This window comes from Pelotomaculum schinkii (assembly GCF_004369205.1).
In the GTDB taxonomy this organism is placed as follows: Bacteria; Bacillota; Desulfotomaculia; order Desulfotomaculales; family Pelotomaculaceae; genus Pelotomaculum_C; species Pelotomaculum_C schinkii.
Genome location: NZ_QFGA01000002.1, coordinates 428,973 through 446,738, shown reverse-complemented (window position 1 = coordinate 446,738; position 17,766 = coordinate 428,973). Strand labels below are relative to the sequence as shown.

Sequence of the window (17,766 nt, the reverse complement as noted above, 5' to 3'; positions counted from 1 at the left end):
CGCCCTTGTTTTACCAAGTGATTATTTTTATCCTGCTGACTGCGGCAGGTTTTTTACTGTGCAGACAGCTTTTGAAAATCCCGAAGCGGAGTATAAAAAAGAACATTAAGCATCTTCAAAAGGAAAGGGAAACGCCGGGCAGACGGTTGTTGAACCGCGTTATTATGCCCCTTGCAAAGCCTGTTTCCCGGCTGATTCCCCTTGATCCGGTGAAGGAGGCGCAAATGGCCTCCATGCTCCGGCGCGGGGGATCGGCGCTTACCCCCAAGGAGTATCAGGCCAGAGCCATCCTGTGCGCTTTGTTTACTCTGCCCCTCGCGCTTTTGTTTGTCATCATCGGTGCGCCGAACCTTGCTCCCATCATTCTGCTTTTTGCTCTCTTGATTTACCGGCATTTCACAACTGACTTAAAAGACCAGTTAAAAGCAAAAAAGAAGCGCATTGAAATGGAACTTCCGGGCTTTGTCCGTTCCATCCTGTACCGTCTGGAGGATAACCGCCATGACGGAAGCCAAAGCACCGTACAGGTAGATTTAATCCAGATTTTTGAGGATTATCTGCGCGTGGCAAGCGAAGCGTTCAGAGAGGACGTTGCCATTTTAATTGTGGAAATGAAAGCAAAGGACATTGAAACCGCCCTGCGGAACTTCAACGAGCGTCTTGGCCTGACGGACGTTTCCTTTTTGGTAAACGCGCTGATCGGCCTGCACCGTGGGGAGCATCAGGGCGAAGCCCTTTCCTATCTTGCACGGGATATGGACATTAAGGCGAAGGAGGCCATGCGGAAAAAGCTGGACAGCCTGCCCCGCAGGGTAAAAATCGCCTCCATTCCCCTTGTCGGGATAACGATTGCCAGTCTGCTTTATGTGATCGGCTCCCACCTGATCCGCTCAATGGGTGGGCTTTTTTAATGTGAAAACGGGGCTATGCCCCTTTTCAAAATAAACTTTACGGAGGTATGACCATGTTTAAGAACAAAACCGCAATTACCATCTTCAAAGAAAGGAGAATCCATCCCATGAAAGAACATATGTCGAACGCCCTTTTGAGAGCAAAGGCCGCGCTGGCGAATCCGTCCGGCGACCAGATGACAGGCTGGCTTATTGTGGTGCTGGTGGTTGTCGTGGTAGGCGCGGTCTTTATGACGCTCTATCAGGGTTCCATCACAAGCATCTGGAACAGCATCGTGGACAAAATCACGGGCCTTTTGAGCTGACAGAGGCACAGGCACACAGGAGAAGCAAAGGCTTCTCCTTTTTCTTTCCCCGGATTTACATACCGGGAGCGGGCGCGGCTCCCTCCCGGTTCACTTCGGGCCAAGTTGGCCCGAAGTCCTAAAACCTGAAACCAAAAACAAATTTATGGAGGTATGTATCATGTCGAAAACTTTGAAAAACAAAATGCAGATGGCGGCTATGAAGGCCCGTAATGTCCTCACCAATCCGCGCGGCGACCAAATGACGGGCTGGCTCATTGTTGTGCTGATCGTCGTGGTGGTGGGCGCTGTGTTTATGACGCTCTACCAGAGTTCCATCACACAGATTTGGAACAGTATTGTTTCCAAGATTACCAATCTGTTGAGTTAAGAGTTACCAGCCTGTATAAACCGGGAGGGACACAGTTCCTTTCCGGCCCACTTCGGGCCAAGTTGGCCCGAAGTCCCTTTTAAAACCCAAAATTAAATTTATGGAGGTATTGATTATGATGAAAACCCTGAAAAACAAAATGCAGATGGCGGCTGTGAAAGTCCATAACGTCCTGACAAATCCGTCCGGCGACCAGATGACGGGCTGGCTCATTGTCGTGCTGATCGTCGTGGTGGTGGGCGCTGTGTTTATGACACTCTACCAGAGTTCCATCACGCAGATTTGGAACAGCATTGTTGCGAAGATCACCAACCTTTTGAAGTAAGGCCCTGACGGCCTGTGTAAACCGGGAGGGGGCGCTGCTTCCTCCCGGTTTCACTTCGGGCCAAGTTGGCCCGAAGTCCCTTTTGAAACTCAAAATCAAAATTATGGAGGTATGGATTATGATGAAAACTTTGAAAACCAAAATGCAGATGGCGGCTGTAAAAGCCCACAGCGTATTGACGAACCGTTCTGGTGATCAGATGACGGGCTGGCTCATTGTGGTACTGGTGGTTGTGGTGGTGGGGGCCGTGTTTATGACGCTCTATCAGGATTCCATTACGACCATCTGGAACAGCATTGTCAGCAAAATTACCGGTCTGTTGAAATGATAGCCGCAGGCACACCGCTTATACGGGAGGTGCAAAACCCATGAACAAGAAGCACCGGGGCATGAGGGGGAGATTTTCTCCCCCTTTGCCTTTTAAGAAGCTGCTTTCCAATCAAAACGGAAGCAGTTATTTTGACCTGATGGTGAAAACCCTTGTGGTGATTACGCTTATGCTCACCGTCATTTCTTTTCTTAGCGTTTTTACCACTTACTTAAATCTCAATCATATCTGCCGCCGCGTGGTGCGGGTGGTGGAACTGGAAGGGCAGGTTTCCGACCGGGCCAACGATGTTTTTTACCGCCTCAAACAGCAGACGGGGCTTTCCCCGGATATGACCGTTGAGGATGTGGAGTATTGTGACGGACAGAAAATCCAGCTACGGGACACCTTCACCATCACAATGACCTATAGCTACCCATTTACCATCTTCACGCCGTCTTTTGCGCCCCCGGTGGAAATTCAGATTCCGATGAAGGTCAGCATCAGCGGCATGTCGGAGCATTACTGGAAGCTCCCGGAATGAGAGCGCCGGAAAGGAGGCAAATGCTGTGGGTGCTATCAAGCGAACCCTGCAAAACCGCAGAGGCGATGCCTTTGTGTTTATCCTGATTCTCGTCTTTTTTATCCTGACCCTTGCCGTTATCCTGATTGAATATTTCCGCATGGAGAGCTTATATCAACAAGTCGAATATGTTCTCCAGCGCGGCGTAAACAGTGCCGTGGAATATGCCATGAAGGACGAATACCGCAGGGACGGCTATGCTCTTATGGATACGGAGCTTGCAAAAGAAACGCTGTATGACTACCTGCATGAGAGCATGGAACTGGATTCCGGGCTGAACAAATATGCCGGGGACGAGTGGGTATATGAATTGGAAATTGAAAATCTTCACGCAACGGAAAGCCCGCCCCGGCTGACGCTGGACGGGGTAATAAAGACGCACAGTATTTTTGCTTTCCTGCCCGGCGAAATAGAGCTGCCCTTTTCCATTTCCAGCGTCAACACACAAATTACGGAAGGAGGTTCCCAATGAAACGAAACTATTTGTTTACCCTGCCGTTTGCTTTTCTGTGCTGTCTGTTTTTTTCCGTGACGGCCTATGCCGCTTCCAGCGACATGACCATATGTGTGACATCGCCCATAGACAGCCTGACAAACGAAAGCGGCATGATAGCCGTCGAGCAGTTCCCGGCTGAAATCCCCATCCGGGTGACAGCCGAAACCGGAACGCTCACGGATATTACGCTGGAATACGGCGGTCAGAGCCGGACGATACCGCCGGATTATACGCTGACGGTAGACAGCAAGGAGCAATGCGGCCCCTATACCATTACCGCAAAGACCGATCAGGGCGCGGTGCTTACCGTCACATCCAATGTGGTATTCCAAGTCAAAGCGACCTATGATACCCGATACCGAACAGTCGGAATGCTGATTACCGATATTTACGACGGTGATACCCTGCTGAAATCCTTTTCCGAGCCACAGCGCATTGATGTGGTGAACGCAAATACCGTTGCCGACTATGAGCGGGAACGCATTGCCGGATGGATTGACCGCTACGACGGTAAGACCTATACCCTAAAGGGCAGCCTTGTGGTGGAAATCCATAATATCGTCACAGGCCAAATTTACGGCACTTATGACACCGCCGCCGACTTTGAAGAACTGACTACCCGCTTCGGCTGGACGCAAAAAACATTGATTGCCTTTGAAACCATGCGGGATACGGAGCTATCCTATCAAGCTCCGGTCAAAATAGATGTGGAAGCGACATGGTGTGACGAAAGCAAGCAGGAGGTTTACGGCTCCCTGACCGCACAGGACAAGGGAGTGCCGGAGCTTCTTTATCCCTATCAGACTACCTCTGTGACCTTTACGAAGGACGATCTGCCGCTTTCCAGAAATTTTGTGTATATGGAGCTGGAATGGGATTATACCCCGGAAACGAACACCTTTACCGATGGAGAGAGCAAAACGCAGACGCAAATCACACAAAAAATTCAGTATCAAATTCCTGCCGCAGACTTCTTTTTCAAGTTTAAGGCACAGGACGGAAACGATCTGTCGGTGATTATCCGCGCTCCGGCAACCGTCCAGCGCGGCGCGGATTATTCTTTTACGGTAGTGTTTATGAACAGCGGGAACAGCCCGGCCTACGACGTACCCCTAAAAGGGACGGTGGACGGCATACCGATTGGGGAAATTCCCGCCGTCATGGACTTTTCGGCTAATGAAAGCAAAACCTATACCGTCAATCGTACTGCGGATACCCCCGCAGACGAAATCAGCCTATGGGCCAACATCGGAGTGCCGGAGGGCTTTATTGACAGTAACCTTGCCAACAATACCGCTACGGCGGTGATCAAGGTGGTTGACCCGGAACCGGAAGCAACCCCGGATAACCCCGACACGCCGGACAATCCAAGCAATCCCCCGGACGAACCGACCGAATTGCCAACCCACTGCGATCTGTCGGTAAGCATTTTCGCCCCGCCAACGGTCTATGAGCAGGAGGAATACAGCTTTATCGTGAGCTTTACCAATCAATCCTCCCTGCCGTTAAAAGGCGTAACCTTGCAGGGAAAGAACAACGAAACCACCTTAACGCAAATCCCTGCATCAGCGGACTTTGCAGCAGGGGAAACCAAGTCTTATACCGTTACCGGCACGGCTGGCAATGCCGGGGAGGTTTACCGCCTGTGGGCCAATATCACGGAGCCGGAGGGCTTCACGGACGATAACCCCACAGACAATACCGCCGTTTCCAGCATTACGGTCATAGAAAGGCCGGATAACCCGGACAATCCTGATAACCCCGACAACCCGGACAATCCCGACACACCGGATAATCCTGATACACCTGACAATCCCGATAACCCCGACACACCGGATGATCCCGGCGACCCCGAAGCTCCGCCAAGCGCCACCTGTGACGTTTGGGTAAACCTGTCCTCCCCGCCTACGGTCTATGAACAGGAGAAATACAGCTTTACCGTATATTTTGCCAATTCCACCGATAAAGCACTTTCGGATGTGCGCCTGAATGTTACGATCAACGGCAAGACGGTATCTGCCGTCCCTGCTACCGCCAATTTCAGCCCCTATGAGAAGAAAGCCTATCTTGTGACCGCTACCGCAGGAGAAAAAGGCACTCCCATACGGCTAACGGCAGAGGTTTCGCCGCCGGAGGGCTTTACAGATACCAATAAGAGCAACAACCGGGTTTCAGCGGAAATCATGGTACTGGAAAGGCCCTATGATCTGGACGTACAGCGGATAACCCCTGACCGCTACAAGGAAAACCAGTCGGTTGTAACCACCGTAAAGGTAGGCAATCAGGGAAGCCTTGATTTTACACCGGGACAGAATGTAACGGTGCTGTTCCAGATTCCCGAACTGTCCTATGAAAAGCGCATAGACGCGGTTGTGATGGCAAAGGACACTTGGAACGTGGTATCCCTTCGATGGGATACGCCCAATGTTCAAGCCGACAAGGACATTACGCTGATTGCCGTTATTAACCCCGACCAGTCCTTGGATAACGAGGGAAGCACCGACAACAACACCTACACCCAAAAGGCAGTCATTGAAAATGTTGCCTACACCGAGCCGGAGGAAAGCCGGGAGCTGCCCGACCCGCCGGAACGCTCTGACCAGTCCAGGGTAACATGGTGGGAACAGCGTTATGAAAACGGTCAATTTATATGGTGTGAGTTTTACGCCGAGCTAAAGGTCAGCGCCGTTCTGGATTATGACACGAAGGTAAAAGGCTACCTAAAATCCGGTTACGGCTATTCCATCAAGGTCAATGCAACCGTAAACACCAACTACGACAAAGCGGAGCTAATCACCGTCCCGCAGACGGCAGAGGTCTATTTGCCCGAATACCGTTATGAAACCGCCATTCCCTTAACCAAGGAGGGCGGCCAATTTGTTTTCCGGGAGAATCCCGCATCTCCCTTCAAGTACCGGAAGCAATACGTTCCCGTCTGGTTCCCGGACGATAAGGACTACATCGTGCAGTTACTTGTCACCGATGTCCATACGCCGGGCGGCACACTTTCCAAGTGGCTGACGGACGGGGAGCTTCAAATCCGGGTGGTGGACAGCATGTATTCCGATGATGTCACCACGGGAAATTGATGATTGCGTTACTATGCGCCGTCCCTCTGCTATGGGCGGCGATTATGGATTACCAAAAGCGGATTATCCCTGACTGGACATGGATTGTCCTTGTTCTGATCGGGCTTGTATCCGCTTTTTTGCTGCCCGCCCCGGCTTTGTATGAGCGAATCGCGGGATTGCTCCTGCCGGGGATCTGCCTGTTACTGCTTGCCGTGCGGTATGGCGGGATTGGCGGCGGCGACATTAAGCTGACGGCGGCAACGGGCTTCTGCTTCGGGCTGAACGCTCTTGCTCTCATTCTCTTTTTTGCCCTGATACCCGCCTGTATCTATGCGGCCGCAACACGGCAACGGAGCGTACCACTGGCGGTGTTTCTGTGTACCGGCGCTTTTGTCTATATGGGGATTTGCTTCGCCGTACTGCGTTGAGGGTGGGTTTCAGAACATAATCCACTTCGGGCCAAGTTGGCCCGAAGTCAGAAAGGGGGCTTCACCACGATTCCAAGAGAACAATTCAACATCATATACGCCGATCCGCCGTGGCGGTACGCCAACAAAGGCGGTCAGGGCGTAGCCGAAAATCATTACCCCACCATGAGCTGTGATGAAATATGCGCGCTTCCTGTGGCAGAGCTTGCCACAAAGGACAGCGCGCTTTTTCTATGGGCAACCTTCCCGCAACTGCCGGAAGCCCTGCGCGTCATTTCCGCGTGGGGCTTTCGGTTCAAAACAGTAGCGTTCGTATGGCTCAAGCAGAACCGCAAGGCAAAAACGTGGTTTTACGGTATGGGGTTTTGGACACGGAGCAATGCGGAAATCTGCCTGCTGGCGACACGGGGCCATCCCAAGCGGCGGGATAAAAGCATCCATCAGTTTATCATTTCCCCCATAGAGGCCCACAGCAAAAAGCCCGACGAGGCACGGGAACGCATTGTGCGGCTCATGGGCGACCTGCCCCGCGTGGAGCTTTTCGCCAGACAAGAAACCGAAGGCTGGCAGGTTTGGGGAAATGAGATCACAAACAGCATTACGATTTGACTTCGGGCCAAGTTGGCCCGAAGTCCCGAAAGGAGGTTTTCAGCCAGATGGCCTATGTGAATGTACCAAACGATCTATCGAAAATAAAAACCAAAGTAGCGTTTAATCTCACCAAGCGTCAGCTTATCTGTTTTGGCGGCGCGGCGGCAGTCGGTATCCCGGCCTATCTTTTTACCCGTTCCGCTATCGGCAACACAGGGGCTATGCTCCTGATGATTGCCCTCATGCTCCCGTGCTTCCTGATTGCCATGTATGAGCGTGACGGGCTTCCCTTTGAAAAGGTTGTGCGGAATATCGTCCGTGCCACCTTACTATGGCCCCGGACGAGGCCGTACAAGACAGATAACCTTTACAGCTATTTCAGCGATTCCCGAAAGGAGGTAACACGGCTTGAAGCAGGCAAAAAAGAAACCGCCCGTTCCCGCCAAAAGCGGTAAGAAAAAGCGCGGGCCGCAGACGGCACAGCAGACTATTCCCTATAAAGAAATGTTCCGTGACGGTATCTGCAAGGTGCGGGAGGGTTTTTACACCAAAACCATTGAATACGAGGACATCAATTATTCCGTAGCTTCCACCGACGATCAGGCTACGATTTTTGACGGCTACTGTGCATTTCTCAATTATTTTGACAGTGCCCTGCCGTTCCAGCTTTCCTTCATCAACCACCGTTCCCGCCCGGAAAACCGCTATAACGTGAACATTCCCCCGCAGGACGATGATTTTAACAGCATTCGGTGCGAATTTACCGACATGCTGACCAATCAGATTGCCAAGAGCAACAATGGCATTATGCGCTCCAAATACATTACCTTCGGCATCCATGCGGACAGCATCGGGACGGCAAGACCCCGGTTAGAGCGTGTGGAGGCCGATGTGACCGGAAACTACAAAAGGCTTGGCGTACAGTCGGCTTCCCTCAATGGACGGGAACGCTTGGAGGTGCTGCACAGCCAGCTACACCCCGGAGGCCGGGAGCCGTTTTTCTTCTCATGGGATATGATTCCGAAAACGGGCATGGGGACAAAGGATTTTATCGCTCCCACGTCCTTTGACTTTCAGCAAAGCCGCGCCTTTCGTGTGGGAACCACATGGGGCGCGGCTTCCTACATGCAAATCATGGCCTCCGAGCTTTCCGACAAGCTCCTTACGGAGCTGTTGGAGGTAGACGCGGAAATGACCATCACCCTGCATGTGCAGACCGTTGATCAGACCAAAGCGGTGAAAACGGTCAAGGCAAAGCTGACAGACATTGAGCGCATGAAGGTGGACGAACAGAAAAAGGCGGCGCGCTCCGGGTATGACATTGACATTTTGCCGCCCGACCTTCTCACCTACGGTAAGGACGCGGCGGCGCTTTTAGCGGATTTGCAGAGCCGCAACGAGCGGATGTTTCTGCTTACCTTCCTTGTGGTGAATACGGCCCCGACAAAGCAGCAGCTTGAAAATGATATTTTCACCGTATCGGGCATTACACAGAAATACAACTGTTTTCTCAAAAGGTTGGATTTTCAGCAGGAGCAAGGGTATCTGTCGAGCCTGATTCTTGGCGATAACGCCATTGAGATACAGCGCGGCATGACTACAAGCTCCACGGCAATTTTTGTTCCCTTTATGACGCAGGAGCTTCGCATGGGCGGGCAAGCGCTGTATTACGGTATGAACGCCCTTTCCCACAACGTTATCATGGCAGACCGCAAAAAACTGAAATCCGCCAACGGCCTGTATCTTGGCTCCACCGGCTCCGGCAAGAGCTTTGCCGCCAAACGGGAGCTGATTAACGTTTTCCTCACCACCAAAGACCGGATTATCATTGTAGACCCGATGGGCGAATATGCCCCGCTGGTGAAGCGGCTTGGGGGACAGGTCATTGACATTTCCCCTGACAGCCCTCTTGGAAATTACATCAATCCGATGGATATTCAAATGAGCATGGCAGACGAGGACAGCCCCCTTTCCATGAAAGCGGATTTTCTGTTGTCCCTGTGCGAACTGATTTTAGGCGGTAAGGACGGCTTGCAACCCATTGAAAAAACGGTCATTGACCGCTGTGTGCGTCTGGTGTACCGGGAGCTTGCCCTTGGCATCGGGGATGGGAAAATACCGCTTCTGCAAGACCTGTACGAAACTCTTTGCAAACAGATGGAGCCGGAAGCCAGACGGGTAGCAACCGCACTGGAGCTTTACTGCACCGGCTCCCTAAACCTCTTTAACCATCATACCAATGTAAGCCTTGATAAGCGCGTGGTGTGCATCGTGCTAAAGGGCATGGGGGAAAATCTGCGTAAAATCGCTATGCACATCACCAACGAGCTTGTGATACAGGCGGTCAATACCAACTTTGCCGCAGGGCTTGCGACCTGGTGCTTTTTCGATGAATTTCATATCCTCCTGCAAGACGCATTGAGCGCGGGTTATTTCGTCCGTGTCTGGAAGATGCTTCGTAAGAAAGGCTGTGTACCGAGCGCACTTACACAGAATGTGAAAGACCTTTTAGCCAGCCGGGAGATAGAAAATATCCTTGAAAACAGTGATTTTATGATCCTGCTTTCACAGGCGCAGGGCGACCGGGCCATACTCGCCAAACAGCTTGGTATCTCCGAACATCAGCTATCCTATATCGCCCACAGCAATTCCGGTGAGGGACTTTTATTCTTCGGGAATACCACCATTCCCTTTGTTGACCGCTTTCCGAAGAATACCGAGATTTACAGGCTGCTCACCACCCGCCCGGAGGACATAGCGAAGGAGGCTTCCAATGCGTGACGGGAACCGCAGGCCGGAGCATGGCCCATCCAGCCGTTTGCGGTTTGAGGATAATCCCGGCACTTCGGGCCAAGTTGGCCCGAAGTCCACCCCCCGGCCCAAGAAGAAAAAGCAACCGCAGAAAATCCACTCACAAAAGGAACCGTCTTTTTCGCAGGAGGAAGCAAAAAAGGCTGTCAGCCCGGATACTGCCGACATTCCTGATGCGTCTCCTACTTCGGGCCATGTTGACCCGAAGTCCCCAAACAGCAAATACCGCCAGTACAGTGAACAGTCCCGGCCCTCCGACCGTCTGCGAAGCGATGATACGCCGCCCCATAGGGACGGCTCCGGTTCGGAAGAAAAAGCATCCGGTTCGTCCGGCAAAAAGGCGGCGCGGGACGCTGAAAAGCTGAATCAATCCAAGTTTCGCGCGGAACGAAGCGGGGAAAAGCTGAACGCCTCCCGTGAGAAGTTAGCGGCACAAAAGCCGCCAAAGAAGCCCGGCCCGGTGAAAACCGCAGGCCGGGCGGCGCGTTTTCAGGCATGGCGGTATGTGCATGGAAAAATCCATGAAGTAGAACGTGAAAATGTAGGGACAGAGGCCGCGCACCGAACGGAGCTTGCCGGGGAAACGGCTGTCCGTGGTACGACCCGCTTTATAAAGCACCGCGTCCGTACCCACCCTGCCCGGCAAGTCCGAAAATGGGAACGGCGGGACATCCGGGCAAAGGCAGATTTTCAGTACCGCACGATGGTACAGGAGCACCCGGAGCTAAAGAGCAATCCCGTTTCCCGCTTCTGGCAAAAGCGGAGGCTGAAAAAGCAATATGCCAAGCAGGCACGGGAGGCGGCAAAGCACGGTAAGCAAGCGGTGAAGTTTACGGAGAAAATAGCCCGGACGGTTACGGCCTTTGTGAAACGGAACCCGAAAATCCTGCTAATCGGGCTGGTGCTGTTTTTGCTGATTATCATCCTGCAATCCTGCGTGGCCTCTCTTGCCACCATCGGGAACGGATTGATCGGCGCTATCGGCGGCACGTCCTATGTATCATCGGACAGTGACATTGAAGCGGTGGAAGCAAGCTATACCGGGCTGGAAAAGGATTTGCGGGAAAAGCTGTCACGCATAGAAAGCGACTATCCCGGTTATGACGAATACCGTTATTCCGTGGATGAAATCGGGCATGACCCCTTTGAACTGGCCTCCTACCTGACCGCCAAGTTTGGAGAATACACCCCGGAAAAGGTACAGGCTGAATTGCAATCACTTTTCCGTCAGCAATATTCCCTGACCGTCACAAGAACTGTGGAGGTACGCTACCGCACCGAAACCCGGACGGACACATGGACGGACGAGAACGGCAATACCCATCACGATACCTATACCGTAGAGGTTCCTTACAACTATTACATTCTGAACGTCAGCCTAAAAAACAAGTCATTAGGCACGGTTGCCGCCGCGAATCTGGATACGGAGCAACAGGCGCGGTACGCCGTCTATCAGAAAACCCAAGGCAACCGCCCCAAGCTCTTTGAGGGCAATATTTACGCCCACCCCGGAGAATACACCGATTACGACGTACCGCCGGAGGCCCTTGCAGACCCGGATTTTGCCGCGCTGATCGGGGAGGCCGAGAAGTATTTGGGCTACCCCTACGTTTGGGGCGGCTCCAGCCCCTCCACATCCTTCGACTGTTCGGGCTTCGTCTGCTATGTGCTGGACAAATCCGGCGTATATCCCATGAGCCGGACAACGGCGCAGGGCATTTTCAACCAATGCGCAAAGATCCGCCCTGCCGAAGCCAAGCCCGGCGACATTATCTTTTTTACCGGAACCTATGACAGCTCCGGGGCAGTGTCCCACGTCGGCATCTATGTGGGCGATAACATGATGCTCCACTGTGCCAGCGGCGGCGTACAGTATGCCCGGATGGACACCAAGTATTGGACGGAACACTTTTATGCGTTCGGCAGATTATCAGGTTAAAACCCGGACGCAACATGAGAAAGGAAGGTGCTATTTTGAACGCAAAAATTGAGCGCGTCAATAAAGACATTGATAAAACTAAGGAAAAAATCAGTGAGTTTCAGGCCAAGCTGCGGGAACTGGAAAAGCAGAAAACCGAGCTTGAAAATACGGAAATTGTGGAGGCGGTACGCGGTATGGATATTCCGATGACAGACCTCCCGGCCATCTTAAAGGCGCTTCGTGAGCAGAACGGAGCGCCTTTTACTTCGGGCCAACTTGGCCCGAAGTCCACCAATACGGAGAAGGAGGAAACCGAAGCATGAAAAAATTTCGTAAGCTGGCGGCGCTCTGCGCCGTTTTTGCTCTGATGTTCTGCTTTACCACCGTGGCCTATGCCAGCGGCGGGGAGGAAGCCCCGGAAGTGACAGAAGTTCCTGTCCCGGAGGCGACGAGTGAACCCAATCCCTTTACCCCTGCCGGAACCGGCACGGTAGTCAATACCGCCACCGACGAGGACGGCAAGCAGTTTTATACCATCACCACCCCCGATGAAAATGTATTTTACCTTGTGATTGACCTGCAACGGGAAACGGATAATGTGTATTTCCTGAACGCCGTTACGGAAAAAGACCTGCTGGCTCTTGCCGAAAAGTCCGGCGATGCACAAGAAAACGAAACGGTTGTAACTACCCCGGAGCCGGAAGATACGCCTGATAGCACAGCCACCCCGGAAAGCGATACAAAGCCGGAATCCCAAAGCAATATGGGGATGCTCCTGCTGGTGCTGGCTGTCGTAGTGATCGGAGGCGGAGCCGGATATTACTTTAAGATTTACCGCCCGAAGCACGAGCAATCTGATCAAGAGGATGATTTTGATTACAGTGAGGAAGCTGATCTTTATGATACGGAGGATATGGAGCAGGCCGACGAGCTTTCGGCGGTGGATGAGGAAGATCAGGACGGGGACGGTGAAGCATGAACTTTACAAACAGCCCCTACGAAAAAATGATGAAGGAAAAGCCCCGGCCCCCGCGCCGGGGTACGGTGAGTAAACCGCCGAAAGGCTCCCCCTGCCGGAACTGCGGATACTGGAACGGCGCTCCCTGTGTCGGCGTTTGCTACCGGGATGTCATAATCTCGCGGGAAAAGGAGGCGGTAACTTCGGGCCAAGTTGACCCGAAGTGAAGCCTATGGCAAAAGACCAGACGGAAGCCCGCGAACTGACCCGGAGCGAACGGGCGGCAATCCGCAGGCTGGTGGTTGGCATGTGCGCCAACTACGACCCGGAATACGGTTGTCTGCCGCTGGATTGCCCCTGCTATATGCTGAACAAATGGTGGACGGGCGCATACTGCAAGTATTTTCAAAACGCCGTCCTGCCGCTTGATTCCGTGCTGGAAGCGAAGCTGACGGGAACAAACGCAGCATTTTCCCAAAAGATTTGTCCGGTCTGCGGCGCGGCTTTTATTCCGGTCACAAGTCAGGCGTATTGTTCGGAGGCTTGCCAGTATGAGGGCAATCGCCGCAAGAGCCGGGAACGGATGCGAAAAAAGCGGCAAAACAAAAGGGTATAGCGTTACGATGTTCGCCTGAAAAAGTGCCGGTTTCAGCGGCTTTCCGGCCCCGGTTTTAAAAGGAGAGGCATAAATGTCTTACTCCCCTCATTCCGGGGATAACTTCGTAACATTTCCCTATGGAATGGAGGTAAAAAATGAGCGATAACCCAAGTAAGGAAAAGGTGCATGGCTATGAAATCAAGCGGTCAGTCCTCTTTGACAATGACCGCGGCTTTGCCCTTGCGGAAAATCCCAATGCCCCACAGCCCTTTGTCACATGGCAGTTTACCGAAGAAAACGGTAAGCGCGACTATTATTGGGGTCACTACACCACCAATAAGGCCGCTGCCATAGGGGATTATGAGAACCGCGTTTCGGAGTATCAGCATGATTATGGCGTATCCGAAAAATTGGCTTACAAATATTATTCTACACAAAGGCCCGTGGATATTGGCACTTTTCCCAAAACAGAGAACGGCCCTTTGCGCCTTGTGAACTTCGATAAGAGGGAAAATGTGGAACAAGGCCATTTCCAAGCGTGGGGCTATCTTATATATGACGCGCCCCTGACGGGAAAGCAGATGGGCGATTACGAGCTTCGGGCCGCGCCCGATAATCCCGATCAGCTTCGTCTGTCGCCGGAGCAGTTGGAACAGCAGGTGCAGACTGTCGGCAAATGGGAACAGGCCAAACGTATCCCTGATGTGAGGCGGCTGACTTGGTGGTATCCTGACTTTGGTTCCTTTGTGAAAAAGGAGTTTGTCACAGATGCGGAGCTTTCCGGGCGCTATGAGAAAATCATGGATAGTAAAGCCCGGAACGAAAAGAAACCCATTTCCGAGCGTTTAAAGGAAGGAGCCGAACAGGCCGCAAGGGACAACGCCGCCCGTCCTGCTCCTTCCAAGAATACGGAAAAGGACAGATAGCAAAACTTCGGGCCAACTTGGCCCGAAGTCATAGAAGGAGGTATTTTTATTTATGAAAAAAGACAACTATCTGAACAATGCGGAACTTTCCACCGAACAGAACTGCAATATGATTGACGGTATCCCAAACAATACGGCCTTGCCGGTTCTTCCGTCTGTCCCTGTCCCAGAGGAAAAACCGCTGGACAAGGTAAAGGAACCGCCCCGACGCAAGCGGAGCCGGGAACTGGAACGGTGAGCGCCCATAAGCGCAAGCGCGGGATTCATCTGCATGTCATGGTATCGGAGGATGAATTGGATACCATTCATCAGCGTATGGCCGAGGCCGGGATAACCAATGCCGGGGCCTATATCCGAAAAATGGCCCTGAACGGTTATGTCCTGAACGTTGACCTTGCCCCTGTCCGGGAACTTGTTTCCTTGCAACGCAGGTGCGCGAATAATCTCAATCAGGTTGCCATTCATGCCAATACCTACGGTGTTTACCCGTCCGAGATTGCGGCTCTGCAAAAAGATTATGCAGAGTTGTGGGGCCGGGTATCCGACGTTTTAAAACAGCTTACGGCAGTGGTGGAGCTATAACGGCGGCGGGGAGCGTTGGCATCGTGCCTCCGCTCCCCGCTTTTTTTATATCAGCATCATTCTTTTACCATATCCGCTATGTAGGCAATGACTTCCTCCGGCGTTAGCTGTTCCCCCTTATGGGGAATAGATTTCCAAAATGCCTGTGCCTGCAGTTCAGGACTTTTCATCGCTTCCTCAATGGCAATTTCAATTTCTCGGCGTACTTCTTTTTCGCTGATTCCTTTTTGCTTGGCAAGTTTTTTCAACGCTCTTTTCGCTTTTGCAGTATCCATTTTTTCCCCTCCTTTTTACTGGTATGTGTAATTAGTCTAACAGGACTTGTTAGAGCTTACTAATCAATTCTACTTAGTGCATACTATATATGTCAATGTTGTGGATTTTTAACGGATAAAGGAGGGTTTCCGATGGAATACGGAACGATAAAAATAAAGCTGAATGAGCTGATTGAAAAAGAGGGCATCAGCAAAAACAAATTGAGCCATAAGGCAGAAATGCAGCGTTCCCAAATCAATCATTACTGCAACAACAGCATAAGCAGATTGGACATAGATGTATTGGCTCGGATATGCACGGTGTTGAACTGTGAGATTGGCGATCTGCTGGAATTTGTACCGCCGGAAAAGTGACTTCGGGCCAACTTGGCCCGAAGTTCCGGGACGAGATTCGCAAAGACGCAACAACATTGTTGTCCCCTTTCTCGGATGGTAAAATATAGGTAGAACCAAACAAGAAAGGGGTCATGATTATGAAGATTATTTTTAAAATCATTGCGATACCATTTATTATTGCATTAAGCATCACCGTCGCATTTCTGTATTTTATCTTCTGTGTTTCTGAATGGATTTGTACGGTTGCCGCCGTTATTCTTGCTGCCTTGGGAGTTTTAATATTTATCACGGGAGGCCCAACCCTTAACGGCGTGGCAATGCTCATATTAGGCTTCCTGATTTCCCCTCTTGGCCTCCGGGCTGTAATCGAGTGGTTCATCGACAGGCTGGCCGACCTGAATTGTTTCCTGAAAGATTACGTGATGGGATAAAAACAGAAACGACACCACACAAGGAAAGCGGGCCAAGCGGCCCGCTTTTTACATCTCAATCGTGGACTTCGGGCCAACTTGGCCCGAAGTGATACTGCCGGAAAGGAGGGGTGTTTATGGCAACCACGCGCCTGATCATTCATCACATTAGCAAGGGAGAAACCATTGCACAATCCCTTGCTGACCGTTTCGACTATGGGCAAAATCCTGAAAAAACACAGCAGGGTGAATTGATTTCCTCTTATCAGTGCGACGCGGAAACTGCCGACGCAGAATTTTTACTTTCCAAAGCTAAGTACAAAGCGATCACCGGACGGGAGCAAAAAAAAGATGCCGATATTTTGTGTTATCAAATCCGGCAATCCTTTGTTCCCGGAGAGATCACGCCAGAAGAAGCCAACCGGATTGGCTATGAAACGGCTATGCGCTGGACAAAAGGCAACTATGCTTTTTTTGTTGCCACGCATGTAGACCGCAAACACTTTCATAATCACATTTACTACAATTCCACCGCCCTTGACTGCACAAGAAAATTCAATAATTTTTGGGGTTCCAGCTTTGCCCTCCGACGGCTTTCTGACCGGATATGTATTGAAAATGGATTATCCTATATCGCCCATCCAAAGCTAAAAAGCAAGGGAAAATACAAGCATTACGGGCAATGGCTTGACGGTAATAAGCCGCTGACATTTCAGGAACGGTTAAAAACACAGATTGACATTTGCCTTTCTGAAAAGCCTACCAGCATGGAAGAATTTTTTCATGCTATGGAAGCTGCCGGCTATGAAGTCAAACAGGGGCGCGGCGGTACGGTCAGCTTTCGGGCTGAGGGGCAAGAACGGTTTACCCGGCTCCGATCCTCCACACTTGGCAAGGGCTATGGACTGGAAGATATACAGGCTATTATCGAGGGCCGGGCCTCTCCATCAGGGGGGCGCTTCGAGCCGCGCAGGGTCAATCTGATTATTGATATTCAATCCAGAATGAGGGCTGGAAAAGGCCCGGCTTACGAGCGGTGGGCCAAGGTGTTCAATCTCAAACAAATGGCGGCAACACTCCAATATTTGCAGGAAAATAATCTCCTGGAATATTCACAGCTTGCCGAAAAAACGGCACAAGCCGCAGACCGTTTCCATACTCTTTCAGATAAAATAAAAACTATTGAAGGCGCGGCGAACACCAATGCGGATTTAATGGTGGCAATGGTTGACTATGCAAAGACCCGCGCTGTGTTTGAGGGCTACAAGGCCGCGAAGTACAGCCAGAAATATTATGCGGAGCATGAGGGCGACATTACATTGCACCGGGCGGCACAGGCTACTTTCAAGCGTATTCTTTCCGGGGCGAAGCTCCCGAAGATGGACGCGCTCAAAGCGGAAAGGCAACGGCTGACGGCTGAAAAAAATGCCGCATACCAGGAGTACCGGGCGGCAAAAAAGAGTATGCAGGAGCTTATTACAGCAAAGGCCAATATTGACCATCTGCTCGGTCTGACGGATACGCAGAAAAATAAGGAAATGGAGCGATAGCGACATGACGCA

24 protein-coding genes are annotated in these 17,766 nt (G+C 51.6%); 23 read left to right on the top strand and 1 reads right to left on the bottom strand.

Annotation, left to right across the window (positions count from 1 at the left end; all coding sequences use genetic code 11):
- The first annotated feature begins 5 nt into the window (after nt 1–5).
- The 20 genes from Psch_RS21220 (at nt 6) to Psch_RS13025 (ending at nt 15,183) form a co-directional block, all read left to right on the top strand.
- Nucleotides 6–911, top strand: a complete 906-nt coding sequence (locus tag Psch_RS21220; protein WP_243124109.1) for a hypothetical protein — start codon at nt 6–8, stop codon at nt 909–911.
- Between the two features lie 53 nt (nt 912–964).
- Complete coding sequence (locus tag Psch_RS13115; protein ID WP_243124108.1) at nt 965–1,216, top strand: hypothetical protein; 252 nt, start codon at nt 965–967, stop codon at nt 1,214–1,216.
- A gap of 160 nt (nt 1,217–1,376) precedes the next feature.
- On the top strand, nt 1,377–1,586 hold the full coding sequence (locus Psch_RS13110; RefSeq protein WP_190258391.1) for a hypothetical protein: 210 nt from the start codon (nt 1,377–1,379) through the stop codon (nt 1,584–1,586).
- Nucleotides 1,587–1,701: 115 nt separating this feature from the next.
- Complete coding sequence (locus tag Psch_RS13105) at nt 1,702–1,911, top strand: hypothetical protein (protein ID WP_190240612.1); 210 nt, start codon at nt 1,702–1,704, stop codon at nt 1,909–1,911.
- A 118-nt stretch (nt 1,912–2,029) separates the two neighbouring features.
- Complete coding sequence (locus Psch_RS13100) at nt 2,030–2,239, top strand: hypothetical protein (RefSeq protein WP_190240611.1); 210 nt, start codon at nt 2,030–2,032, stop codon at nt 2,237–2,239.
- Between the two features lie 40 nt (nt 2,240–2,279).
- Nucleotides 2,280–2,762: a DUF4320 family protein gene (locus Psch_RS13095; RefSeq protein ID WP_190240610.1), complete on the top strand. Its 483-nt coding sequence runs from the start codon at nt 2,280–2,282 to the stop codon at nt 2,760–2,762.
- 25 nt (nt 2,763–2,787) lie between these two features.
- A complete protein-coding gene (locus Psch_RS13090) occupies nt 2,788–3,273 on the top strand; it encodes a TadE/TadG family type IV pilus assembly protein (protein ID WP_190240609.1) in 486 nt (161 codons plus the stop codon).
- On the top strand, nt 3,270–6,386 hold the full coding sequence (locus tag Psch_RS21215) for a DUF8195 domain-containing protein (protein ID WP_243124106.1): 3,117 nt from the start codon (nt 3,270–3,272) through the stop codon (nt 6,384–6,386). Before Psch_RS13090 ends, Psch_RS21215 begins: the two co-directional genes overlap by 4 nt.
- On the top strand, nt 6,386–6,796 hold the full coding sequence (locus Psch_RS13080) for a prepilin peptidase (protein WP_282432467.1): 411 nt from the start codon (nt 6,386–6,388) through the stop codon (nt 6,794–6,796). Before Psch_RS21215 ends, Psch_RS13080 begins: the two co-directional genes overlap by 1 nt.
- Before the next feature lie 36 nt (nt 6,797–6,832).
- Nucleotides 6,833–7,405: an MT-A70 family methyltransferase gene (locus Psch_RS13075; protein WP_427910103.1), complete on the top strand. Its 573-nt coding sequence runs from the start codon at nt 6,833–6,835 to the stop codon at nt 7,403–7,405.
- Between the two features lie 47 nt (nt 7,406–7,452).
- Nucleotides 7,453–7,842, top strand: a complete 390-nt coding sequence (locus Psch_RS13070; protein ID WP_190240608.1) for a PrgI family protein — start codon at nt 7,453–7,455, stop codon at nt 7,840–7,842.
- Nucleotides 7,796–10,168 (top strand): VirB4-like conjugal transfer ATPase, CD1110 family, encoded by a 2,373-nt coding sequence (locus tag Psch_RS13065; RefSeq protein ID WP_427910102.1) that lies wholly within the window; start codon nt 7,796–7,798, stop codon nt 10,166–10,168. The genes Psch_RS13070 and Psch_RS13065 overlap by 47 nt, the downstream gene beginning before the upstream one ends.
- Nucleotides 10,169–10,460: 292 nt before the next feature.
- Nucleotides 10,461–12,137: a C40 family peptidase gene (locus Psch_RS13060; protein ID WP_427910110.1), complete on the top strand. Its 1,677-nt coding sequence runs from the start codon at nt 10,461–10,463 to the stop codon at nt 12,135–12,137.
- A gap of 35 nt (nt 12,138–12,172) precedes the next feature.
- Nucleotides 12,173–12,442: a DUF4315 family protein gene (locus Psch_RS13055; RefSeq protein WP_190240606.1), complete on the top strand. Its 270-nt coding sequence runs from the start codon at nt 12,173–12,175 to the stop codon at nt 12,440–12,442.
- Nucleotides 12,439–13,098 carry a DUF4366 domain-containing protein gene (locus Psch_RS13050; protein ID WP_190240605.1) on the top strand — a complete coding sequence of 220 codons (660 nt, stop codon included), beginning with the start codon at nt 12,439–12,441 and terminating at the stop codon, nt 13,096–13,098. Before Psch_RS13055 ends, Psch_RS13050 begins: the two co-directional genes overlap by 4 nt.
- Complete coding sequence (locus Psch_RS13045; RefSeq protein ID WP_190240604.1) at nt 13,095–13,304, top strand: hypothetical protein; 210 nt, start codon at nt 13,095–13,097, stop codon at nt 13,302–13,304. Before Psch_RS13050 ends, Psch_RS13045 begins: the two co-directional genes overlap by 4 nt.
- A 5-nt stretch (nt 13,305–13,309) precedes the next feature.
- Nucleotides 13,310–13,693, top strand: coding sequence for a cysteine-rich VLP protein (locus tag Psch_RS13040; protein ID WP_190240603.1), 384 nt, complete (start codon nt 13,310–13,312; stop codon nt 13,691–13,693).
- A gap of 137 nt (nt 13,694–13,830) precedes the next feature.
- Complete coding sequence (locus Psch_RS13035; protein ID WP_190240602.1) at nt 13,831–14,601, top strand: defense against restriction DarA-related protein; 771 nt, start codon at nt 13,831–13,833, stop codon at nt 14,599–14,601.
- 52 nt (nt 14,602–14,653) lie between these two features.
- On the top strand, nt 14,654–14,839 hold the full coding sequence (locus Psch_RS13030; protein ID WP_190240601.1) for a DUF4316 domain-containing protein: 186 nt from the start codon (nt 14,654–14,656) through the stop codon (nt 14,837–14,839).
- Nucleotides 14,836–15,183, top strand: coding sequence for a plasmid mobilization protein (locus Psch_RS13025; protein WP_427910101.1), 348 nt, complete (start codon nt 14,836–14,838; stop codon nt 15,181–15,183). The genes Psch_RS13030 and Psch_RS13025 overlap by 4 nt, the downstream gene beginning before the upstream one ends.
- Before the next feature lie 56 nt (nt 15,184–15,239).
- Here the strand turns inward: Psch_RS13025 and Psch_RS13020 are convergent, their stop codons facing one another.
- Nucleotides 15,240–15,458 (bottom strand): hypothetical protein, encoded by a 219-nt coding sequence (locus Psch_RS13020; RefSeq protein ID WP_190240600.1) that lies wholly within the window; start codon nt 15,456–15,458, stop codon nt 15,240–15,242.
- A gap of 132 nt (nt 15,459–15,590) precedes the next feature.
- Between Psch_RS13020 and Psch_RS13015 the strand changes: the two genes are divergently transcribed.
- The 3 genes from Psch_RS13015 to Psch_RS13005 all read left to right on the top strand — a co-directional run bounded on the left by Psch_RS13015 (nt 15,591) and on the right by Psch_RS13005 (nt 17,754).
- Nucleotides 15,591–15,812: a helix-turn-helix domain-containing protein gene (locus Psch_RS13015; protein WP_190240599.1), complete on the top strand. Its 222-nt coding sequence runs from the start codon at nt 15,591–15,593 to the stop codon at nt 15,810–15,812.
- 119 nt (nt 15,813–15,931) lie between these two features.
- Nucleotides 15,932–16,225 carry a CD1845 family protein gene (locus Psch_RS13010; protein ID WP_190240598.1) on the top strand — a complete coding sequence of 98 codons (294 nt, stop codon included), beginning with the start codon at nt 15,932–15,934 and terminating at the stop codon, nt 16,223–16,225.
- A 116-nt stretch (nt 16,226–16,341) separates the two neighbouring features.
- Nucleotides 16,342–17,754: a relaxase/mobilization nuclease domain-containing protein gene (locus Psch_RS13005; RefSeq protein ID WP_190240597.1), complete on the top strand. Its 1,413-nt coding sequence runs from the start codon at nt 16,342–16,344 to the stop codon at nt 17,752–17,754.
- The last annotated feature ends 12 nt before the right edge of the window (nt 17,755–17,766 follow it).

What these genes read in the sequence shown, in the direction of transcription:
- Psch_RS13115 (WP_243124108.1), top strand. Translation starts at nt 965, where the DNA reads ATGTTTAAGAACAAAACCGCAATTACCATCTTCAAAGAAAGGAGAATC.
- Psch_RS13110 (WP_190258391.1), top strand. Translation starts at nt 1,377, where the DNA reads ATGTCGAAAACTTTGAAAAACAAAATGCAGATGGCGGCTATGAAGGCC.
- Psch_RS13105 (WP_190240612.1), top strand. Translation starts at nt 1,702, where the DNA reads ATGATGAAAACCCTGAAAAACAAAATGCAGATGGCGGCTGTGAAAGTC.
- Psch_RS13100 (WP_190240611.1), top strand. Translation starts at nt 2,030, where the DNA reads ATGATGAAAACTTTGAAAACCAAAATGCAGATGGCGGCTGTAAAAGCC.
- Psch_RS13095 (WP_190240610.1), top strand. Translation starts at nt 2,280, where the DNA reads ATGAACAAGAAGCACCGGGGCATGAGGGGGAGATTTTCTCCCCCTTTG.
- Psch_RS21215 (WP_243124106.1), top strand. Translation starts at nt 3,270, where the DNA reads ATGAAACGAAACTATTTGTTTACCCTGCCGTTTGCTTTTCTGTGCTGT.
- Psch_RS13080 (WP_282432467.1), top strand. Translation starts at nt 6,386, where the DNA reads ATGATTGCGTTACTATGCGCCGTCCCTCTGCTATGGGCGGCGATTATG.
- Psch_RS13070 (WP_190240608.1), top strand. Translation starts at nt 7,453, where the DNA reads ATGGCCTATGTGAATGTACCAAACGATCTATCGAAAATAAAAACCAAA.
- Psch_RS13050 (WP_190240605.1), top strand. Translation starts at nt 12,439, where the DNA reads ATGAAAAAATTTCGTAAGCTGGCGGCGCTCTGCGCCGTTTTTGCTCTG.
- Psch_RS13045 (WP_190240604.1), top strand. Translation starts at nt 13,095, where the DNA reads ATGAACTTTACAAACAGCCCCTACGAAAAAATGATGAAGGAAAAGCCC.
- Psch_RS13040 (WP_190240603.1), top strand. Translation starts at nt 13,310, where the DNA reads ATGGCAAAAGACCAGACGGAAGCCCGCGAACTGACCCGGAGCGAACGG.
- Psch_RS13035 (WP_190240602.1), top strand. Translation starts at nt 13,831, where the DNA reads ATGAGCGATAACCCAAGTAAGGAAAAGGTGCATGGCTATGAAATCAAG.
- Psch_RS13030 (WP_190240601.1), top strand. Translation starts at nt 14,654, where the DNA reads ATGAAAAAAGACAACTATCTGAACAATGCGGAACTTTCCACCGAACAG.
- Psch_RS13020 (WP_190240600.1), bottom strand. Translation starts at nt 15,458, where the DNA reads ATGGATACTGCAAAAGCGAAAAGAGCGTTGAAAAAACTTGCCAAGCAA.
- Psch_RS13015 (WP_190240599.1), top strand. Translation starts at nt 15,591, where the DNA reads ATGGAATACGGAACGATAAAAATAAAGCTGAATGAGCTGATTGAAAAA.
- Psch_RS13010 (WP_190240598.1), top strand. Translation starts at nt 15,932, where the DNA reads ATGAAGATTATTTTTAAAATCATTGCGATACCATTTATTATTGCATTA.
- Psch_RS13005 (WP_190240597.1), top strand. Translation starts at nt 16,342, where the DNA reads ATGGCAACCACGCGCCTGATCATTCATCACATTAGCAAGGGAGAAACC.